Annotated in this window: 8 protein-coding genes and 1 pseudogene; all 9 read right to left on the reverse strand. The window is 71.9% G+C overall.

The window, feature by feature from the left end; translation table 11 throughout:
• Positions 1-210: 210 nt before the first annotated feature.
• Positions 211-1116, reverse strand: coding sequence for a hypothetical protein (locus CRP56_RS45990; RefSeq protein WP_097276158.1), 906 nt, complete (start codon positions 1114-1116; stop codon positions 211-213).
• 111 nt (positions 1117-1227) lie between these two features.
• Positions 1228-1581, reverse strand: a complete 354-nt coding sequence (locus tag CRP56_RS45995) for a hypothetical protein (RefSeq protein WP_143665035.1) — start codon at positions 1579-1581, stop codon at positions 1228-1230.
• Positions 1582-1647: 66 nt separating this feature from the next.
• Positions 1648-2691: a phosphoadenosine phosphosulfate reductase gene (locus CRP56_RS46000; protein WP_097276162.1), complete on the reverse strand. Its 1044-nt coding sequence runs from the start codon at positions 2689-2691 to the stop codon at positions 1648-1650.
• 92 nt (positions 2692-2783) lie between these two features.
• Positions 2784-3683: a Mom family adenine methylcarbamoylation protein gene (locus CRP56_RS46005; RefSeq protein ID WP_257042439.1), complete on the reverse strand. Its 900-nt coding sequence runs from the start codon at positions 3681-3683 to the stop codon at positions 2784-2786.
• Complete coding sequence (locus tag CRP56_RS46010; protein WP_097276165.1) at positions 3680-4198, reverse strand: DUF6248 family natural product biosynthesis protein; 519 nt, start codon at positions 4196-4198, stop codon at positions 3680-3682. Before CRP56_RS46010 ends, CRP56_RS46005 begins: the two co-directional genes overlap by 4 nt.
• Positions 4195-4827: a hypothetical protein gene (locus tag CRP56_RS46015; RefSeq protein ID WP_097276168.1), complete on the reverse strand. Its 633-nt coding sequence runs from the start codon at positions 4825-4827 to the stop codon at positions 4195-4197. Before CRP56_RS46015 ends, CRP56_RS46010 begins: the two co-directional genes overlap by 4 nt.
• Positions 4828-4911: 84 nt before the next feature.
• On the reverse strand, positions 4912-6132 hold the full coding sequence (locus CRP56_RS46020; RefSeq protein WP_097276170.1) for a hypothetical protein: 1221 nt from the start codon (positions 6130-6132) through the stop codon (positions 4912-4914).
• 69 nt (positions 6133-6201) lie between these two features.
• A complete protein-coding gene (locus CRP56_RS46025) occupies positions 6202-7047 on the reverse strand; it encodes a DNA-processing protein DprA (protein WP_097276172.1) in 846 nt (281 codons plus the stop codon).
• Positions 7048-7124: 77 nt separating this feature from the next.
• Positions 7125-7338: pseudogene (locus CRP56_RS46030) on the reverse strand (single-stranded DNA-binding protein); the annotation flags it as partial.

Below are 7338 nucleotides of genomic sequence, written 5' to 3' on the forward strand. Positions count from 1 at the left end.
TGCGTCGCCGCCGCGCGGCCGGGGCCGGAGAGAGGTTCCGTAGCGATGGCCGGTTCCGCGACGCCATGCGGCGTCGCGGGGGAGAGGTGGCTGGCCCCTCCATACCGGCCATCGTGCGACGTCTGGTCCGCCGGGAGTTCGTCGATCCCTAAAACCAGAGGCCGCTGTCTTACGGTATCCCGCCTGCGGCACGGTGCGGTGTGCTGCCGGTCAGGAGGGTGAGGAGCGGCGGGCTGCTAGGTCCTCGACGCGGGAGCGTTTCCAGCGCTGCTGGCGGGGGCGGCCGGCGCTGCCGTGCCGGTATTCGTATCCGTCGGGCTGCTCGAGGTCGGGCAGGAGCCCGTGCCCGAGTGCACTGATGAAGCTGCCGGCGTTGCTGTACCCGAGGATGCGGGCTGCTTCGGCGGCACCGACCAGGTCCTCGTTTGCGTCCTGGTCGGCCGGCGGCAGCACGCCACGCTTGCGGGCGGCAGCGACGACGGTCGCCCGCCGCCACTTCTTGCGGCCGGGGCCGCGGCTGCCTTCCTCTCTTTGCAGGGTGTCCGGCTCGGGCAGTTCGGGGATGCGCCCCTGGTAGAGGGCGCTGGAGAAGGAAGCCGGGCTTCCGTAGCCGAGCAGAGAAGCGACCTCGGCTGTACCGAGCAGCTCGTCGGGGTCGCCGTCCGCCGACACCTCAGGCCGCGCTGCCGCCGGAGCGGAGCTGCGCCGGCCCTTGCCGGGGCGTCTGGCGACCCAGGCCACGATCGTGCCGCGGCGCCACATCGGCCCGTCGACGTCCTCGTCGGGCTCCGGGAAGTAACCGGGCCGGTCGCGGAAGTAGCCGTCGATGGTGGAGGTGCGGGTGTAGCCGAGAAGCTGGGCCACCTCCCGCTTGGTCAGCAGCTCGTTCTGGTCGGCCTCGAGTACCGCGGCCGGCAGCGTGCGCTTCTTCGGGGCGCGCTTGGCGAAGAACGCCGCGACTTCGTCGTGGCGCCAGAACCGCTTGCGGCCCTCCGTGTGCGCGACTGCAGGGAAACCACTGTCCGGGTTGTTGCTCCAGTCGCTGATCCGGGGCTTGCTCGTGCCGAACTCGGACACGATCTGCGTGGTGTCCACGAGCCGATCGGCGGAAGACATCAGGGCCCCTTTGGGAAACAATCAGCACAGCGGCGCCGACGCCCGGACGAGCGTGACATGTTCGATAATGCCAAAGAGGAAGTTTGCTGTCCAGCCCGACGCCAAACCCGTCTACACCACTTCCTCTCCCAGCAGGCACACCCCCAAGCGCGCCGCACGCTCCGCCAGCTGCGTGTACGCCATCGCGGCCGGCGAGGAATCCCACGTCATGAAAGCGAGAGCGGAGACCGCGTCGCTGCGCGTCATCCCTTCCTCCCACGGCACGCACGCATCGGCGCACCGCTCGGCGAGCTCGGCGTCGGACAAGCTGGCGGTCTCCCGGTCCACGCCGACCTGGACGTCGGCGACGCCCTCGCACCAGGCGCGGTGGCCCCTGGACAGCAAGTCGTGCAGCGTGTCCGGGTCGCTCACACGCTGGGCCTGGGCGGCGAGTTCGAGCAGCGCGGCGGTGGGGTTCGGCTCCATGGTCATCTCCTCCATTGATCGTAGGGGGTGGCCGCCGCGCCGAGGAGTGCAGCGGGCGGCGGGTCATCAACTGTGCACGGTGCAGCCGTCGCACCCGGCGGCACTGTGCAGGATCTCGCCCGGCCCGGTGCGGGCCTTGGAGTCCCATGCGGGCGGCTTGCGAAGCGCGGCGTGGACGGCGCGTTCCATCCGCTCGAAGTCCGCGTTCTCCTCCACCTCGACGCCGGGGTCCGGGGCATCGCGCCGACGGGACAGGGCGATGAGCTCGGCCATGGTGATATTTGGGTTGAACGGCACCTGGCGGACGCGTTCGACCAGTGCGCACAGCTCGGCGAGCCGCGGCCGGCGTCCGGCCATCAGCAGCAGATCGCGGTGGTTGGCCAGGGTGCAGGCCGAGCATGAGCAACGACTGGAGCCCCGCCGGTCCCCGGCGCCGGGATGCGAGTCGTAGCACCAGTGGTAGGGCAGCCCCGCACTGATCGTGCGCTCCCAGACCTCCTGGGTGCTCACCTGGTGCGCGGGCAGCCACTCGTCGACGATGCGGGCCGAGTTGTCGGTCGTACGGCGCAGCGCCTCCCGGTTCCGGCGATCCGGGCTCTCCTCGGCCCGCATCCCAAGGACGTTGGCGAACATCAGCGGGCCGTCCGTCTCCTTCCTGAGCATGCGGACCTGGGGGGTGAACGCCTGGTACACCATCCTCGTCTTCCACGGGCCGGTGCAGGTGCGGGCGCGGCCGAGCCAGGGCCAGTCGCCCCGCTCCGCGATGAAGGTCAGCAGGTCGAACGGCACGCGTTCACCGTCGACTTCACGGCTGCGCCGGATCTCTACATGACGCTCCGGCGGCACCCCAATGACCTGGCTGTGCTGCGCGGCGAGTTCGCTGGCACTCGGCCAGCGCACTCCGTCCACGGTGACGGCGGGCCACTCCATCGGGCCCAGGCTTGCGTGGGCGGTCCAGACGCGGTCGGCGACGCCTGCCTGGCGGGCGGCGTCCATCGCGATCAAGCCGGCCACAAGGCCGTCCTTGCCGCCGGACAGGTTGATGACGATGCGATGCCGGCTCGCGGCGAACGCAACCGGGTCGGCATACCGGGGGGTGGGGTGCGACATGGTTCCTCTTTTCTGACGGGAGGGTTGACGGGCGCCCCTGACGGGGCCGGGCGGCTGTGGCGGGCGATACGGACCGCGTGGCCGAACAGCCCTCAGAACGCGATCGCTTCGGGGTCGGGCTGCTTGGGATAGGGGCGTTGGGCGGGGAGGCCGAGCTTGATCTGCTCCCGCTCGCGGCGGTTTCTGCCGAGCCGGAACACCCAGCGGTGCACACCGCGGTGGCGGAGGTTGCGGGCGCCGACCGCGGCCAAGGCCTCGCGCAGCCACAGGGCCGGGTCGCTGCCGGGCCGAATCTGCGGAGCCCCGAGTGCGGTGAGCTGGGCGGCGGCGTACTCACAGCCCTGCTCCTGTCGGCGGATCTTCTGGGCCGCGCGGTCGTGGAACACCGTGCCGTCGGGCAGCAACTTCACGGTGCGGGCCGTGGCCCGGCCGGCGTAGACCGCGTTCGTCGCCGCATAGATCGTCCCGACGTGCCCGGGCATGACCAAAGCGCCTGAGGCGGTCCGGCGCGGCACCGGGTCGGCGAACGAGACCACGCCGCGCACCCCGGCCGCGAGCAAGGCGTCGAAGCAGCGGGCGAGGAACCACGATTCGGAATTGCCAGGGCACTCATCGAGGAGCACGAACCGCAGGCACACCAAGGACTCGGTGTAGGGGCGGAGTTGCGGCAGGGGCTTCGTCAGCACAGCCTCGCTGACGGGGACTCCGAACACAGCGACCCCGCTCAGCCGTCGCTCACCCGTGCTCGTCTCATACAGGGCCAGTCGATGGGTCGCCGCCGGGTACGACCCGGAGTAGTGGTGGGCGAGCACGAAGGCCTTGGCGGGTTCGTCGGGGATGACGTCCACGGTGTAGCGCCGGGCGTCGAAGCCGCCGTCCCGGACATGCGCCCAGGTATGCCTCCCCTCGCGCCACCGCTGGCACCAGGGCGAGGCGGTCGGTACCTCCGGCAGGTCCTCGAACGGCAGGGGCTCCTGGACCGGGTACCTCACGGGGCCTCCCCGTCCTCGCGCTCCTGCGGTCCGCTCGCGAAGAGGGAGAGCTGGCCCTCCCGGGCGGCTGCAGGCCGTTGCGCGGGGGTGGCGGGCCGGGCGGCAGGGCGCTTCTCGGGTTTGCCCATGTCGGCGGTCGCTTCGGCGGGCGCCGGGTGAGGGCAGGGGCAGGCCCACCGGCAGGGCCGCTGGTCCGGGCCGTACTGGATCACGGCGACGACGAACCCTTGGGCGTCGGTGATGGTGCCGGCGTGCTGGTCGATGCGGGGGCTGTCGGCGCTGACGCACCGGTTGTGGTGTCCGGAGGTGCAGCCGGTGCAGATGCCGCGCTCGCAGGAGCACCAGCGGTGAAATCCGTGGGGGTAGGCGTCTTCGATCTTGCGGAGGCCTTTGGTCCAGGCGTGCGCGCGGACCCATGCGCCTTCCTCCTCGGTCATCGGGGAGGGCACGGTGGAGGGAACAGGGTCGAGGATGCCCATGATCGCGGCGCCGATATGGCGTAGGCGGGTCGTCATGCGTCGTCTCCGAACAGGGTTGGTGTGGTGTGGAGTTCGTTCATCCAGGCCAGGAGGCGGGGGAGGTTCGTGGTGGGCCCGAAGGCGAGGTAGGTGCCGTCGCAGCTGGTGCAGCCGAAGGCCTGCGCGATGCGCAGCCGCCGGCGGGAGTTGACACGGCCCATGTGAACGGGCAGTCCGCGCTCCCGGGCCTCAACGGCCAGCCGGTGAGCGGCCGGTGAGGTCTTCCAGTCGGTGCTGCCGGCCAGGAACAGCAGGTCGATCGCCTGCCAGGGGATGAGGCCGTGCTCGCTGCCGTCCTGGGCCGCGAACGCGGCCGGGATCCCCAGGGCGCGGATGGGCTCCAGCCAGGGCAGCGACTCGGCGAGGGTGGCCGCGGCGTCCATCGGGACGTCGGGGGCGACGGCCCACAGGCACAGCTCGGGGCCATGGCGCTCGACAGTCGCCTGCAGCCACGCGAACCAGGTCTGCTCGCCGGGCCAGCCCTTGCCGAATTTGCCGTTGTCGCAGGCGTACAGGGCGCCCGGCGGGATCACGTTGCCCTGGGCCGGGGTCGTCATGCAGGCCAGGAGCCCGGCCTGCATGGCGGCCCGTACGTCAGCTCCGGAGGGCGTGGCCAGGTACAGCACGGCGCAGACCCGGGGGAGGAGCAGGGACTGAGGGCATGGATGCGCGCACGGGAAGTCCTTCCGGAGGTGGTGGTGAGGGGCGGTTCAGGCGAGGGGGAGCTGGGCGGCGGAGCCCGAGACGAGGGCGTCCCAGTGCTGCTCGAAGTTCTGGTCCTTCTTGTCGATCACGCGGGCGGGGGCGGTGGCGAAGAGTTCCTCCGCCATCGGCCAGCTCGTGGAGCGGGGCCGGAGCCAGGCCCGGGCGCGCCCGTACACCGGGTCATGCTCTGCCTCCACGCGGTGCCGCTCGGAGATGGAGATCAGACGCCGGGCCAGGTGCTGCGGGCGGCCAAGGTCGACGCGTTCGGTGGAGCGCATCACTGGGCGCCGCTCGCCGTCGGCGGACAGCAGGAACAGTCGGCGCACGTGGTAGAGCGCCCATGGCATGTCGAGCTCGCGCTCGAACGCCTCCAGACACGCCCGGTCCCTCGGCACGGCGGGGTCGAAGAACTCCAGGAGAGTGCGCCTGCCGTACAGCTTCGCGTTCGGATTGAGGCTCATCGCCGTGTACTCCAGGCGCAGCACTTCACCGGCGATCTCCGGGTGGGACCGCATGCGCTCCAGGTGGGCGGGCAGCGCCCCCATGGAGACGGGGAAGCAGCAGAACGTGCAGTAACTCTTGGGCCAGTGCACGCCAAACCGGTTCAGGAGGTAGTCCTCGACCTGCTGCCGCCCCCACCCCCAGGACACAAGGGGGAACACCCCGGTGCGGCCCGGGACCTTCGAGTTGGCCGTGTCCTTGATGGTGCGGCCGCGCTCGTCGGCGTTGAAGCCCACGATCTGCCTGAACGGGCGGCCGCCGAAGACCTGGGTGAGCCACCAGTCACCGACGTCGCCCTTGGCCCACAGGCTGCATTTGCGGGTGCCGGCCTGTTGGGGCACCGTGCCGACGGACTCCAGGTCGTCCCATAGCGTCCATGGCCCCCGGGCGAACAGCCGCTCGGGTTGGCAGGAGTCGTCCAGGACCGTGAATCCATCGGACTTCAGGTGCCCGTTGCGCGCCAGCTGCACAAAGCGCACGCCGTGCTCGCGCAGAAGCGGCAGCATGAACTCCTCGCACAGCAGCCGCGTTTCGGGCCACTCGCTGCCGGTGGCCATGTAGAGGACGGCGGTGCGCTTCAGGTCGATGCCGTGTGCGTCGGGGTCGGTGAGCATCCGGGCGAGGTAGGCAGTGGAGTCGGCGCCGAGACCCCAGTTGATGACGGTGTCCAGGTCGTCGGTAGTGCTCAGGCCGGGCAGCGACGGCGTGAACGCGGTGCGGGACATGGCCTCGCCTCACTCCTTCCGGTGGCCGTGCCTGGCCGTACGACCGGGCACGGAAGGGCGGTTGGCTGGTCAGCGCAGTTCGGCGAGCGCGTGCGCGGGATCGGGGACCAGGACGGCGCGCTGCTCGGCGAGCAGGCGGGCGTTGCCGTCGGCACGCATGCCGCTGGTGGGGGGCGGGACGAGCACGGGCCGGTTCAGGCCGGCGGCGGTCTCGGCGGTGTGCATCGCCGCCTCGGGGTGGTCCAGGGTCTCGACGAGCACCACCGCCCGCACGAGCGCTGCGAGCAGGGCGGCGCTGGCCCGCAGGGTTGCTCCGCTGGCCGGGGTACCAGGCGGAAACAGGCTGACCACCGCGCCGCCGCTGGTGGGGATGGAGCTCAGCAGCTGGGCGTGGTCGTGCGGGTGGGCGCGGTCCAGGCCGCGCGGCAGGACGCCGAGCGTCGCGCGTCCAACCTGCTGGGCGGCCCGGTGGGCGGTGGCGTCGACGCCGTAGGCGAGAGTGGCGGTGACCGTGTGCCCGGCCTCGGCGACGGCGGTGGCGAAGGCCTGCGTCCGGGTGAGGGCCTCGGCGGTGGCGGCCCGGTTGCCGGTCACGGCCACGGCGCGGGCGGTCAGGGCGGGCAGCTGATCGTGTCCACGCACCCACAGACCGAGTGGGCAGTCAGGGCCGAGGTCGGCCAGGGCGGCGGGCCACACGGCGTCCGACGGGATGACGAACTGGCACGTCAACTGGGCGTTGGCGAGTTCCTCGCGCGGCTTGTATGCGGCCAGGCGGCCGCTGGCGTCGTGGTCGACGCTGTACCGCCAGACCTCCTGGGCACACTGATGGACGAGATGCGCGGCGACCTGGTAGGGCGGGAAGTGGGCGGCGAGCGCGGCGCGGGCGGCGCGCTCGGACAGGGCGGTGCTGGGCACGGCGTACCTCCGTGAGAGGGCGGCGGCCGGCGGGTATGCCGGTGCCGCGATGGGCGGTGCGGGACCGTGTGGCGTGGTCAGCGGCCGGTGCGGCTGGGCGCGGTGACCGCGTCCCAGGAGCGGCGCGGGGGCGATTGCCACCAGTCGGCGGCCGGGGCGGCGGGAGCTGTGGCCGGGCGGCGTTCGGCTCGGGGAGCGGGCTCGGGAGCAGCGGGAGCACGCGGTGCCGGGGCGGGGGCGCGTCCGGCGAGGACGGCGGGCAGGGTGTCGTCGATGTAGGCGACGTGATGG

Origin of the sequence: Streptomyces sp. TLI_55 (genome assembly GCF_900206255.1) — a bacterium.
GTDB lineage: Bacteria > Actinomycetota > Actinomycetes > Streptomycetales > Streptomycetaceae > Streptomyces > Streptomyces aquilus.

Excerpts from the sequence above, each read along its gene's own strand:
- CRP56_RS45990 (WP_097276158.1), bottom strand. The coding sequence starts at position 1,116 with ATGTCTTCCGCCGATCGGCTCGTGGACACCACGCAGATCGTGTCCGAG.
- CRP56_RS45995 (WP_143665035.1), bottom strand. The coding sequence starts at position 1,581 with ATGGAGCCGAACCCCACCGCCGCGCTGCTCGAACTCGCCGCCCAGGCC.
- CRP56_RS46000 (WP_097276162.1), bottom strand. The coding sequence starts at position 2,691 with ATGTCGCACCCCACCCCCCGGTATGCCGACCCGGTTGCGTTCGCCGCG.
- CRP56_RS46010 (WP_097276165.1), bottom strand. The coding sequence starts at position 4,198 with ATGACGACCCGCCTACGCCATATCGGCGCCGCGATCATGGGCATCCTC.
- CRP56_RS46020 (WP_097276170.1), bottom strand. The coding sequence starts at position 6,132 with ATGTCCCGCACCGCGTTCACGCCGTCGCTGCCCGGCCTGAGCACTACC.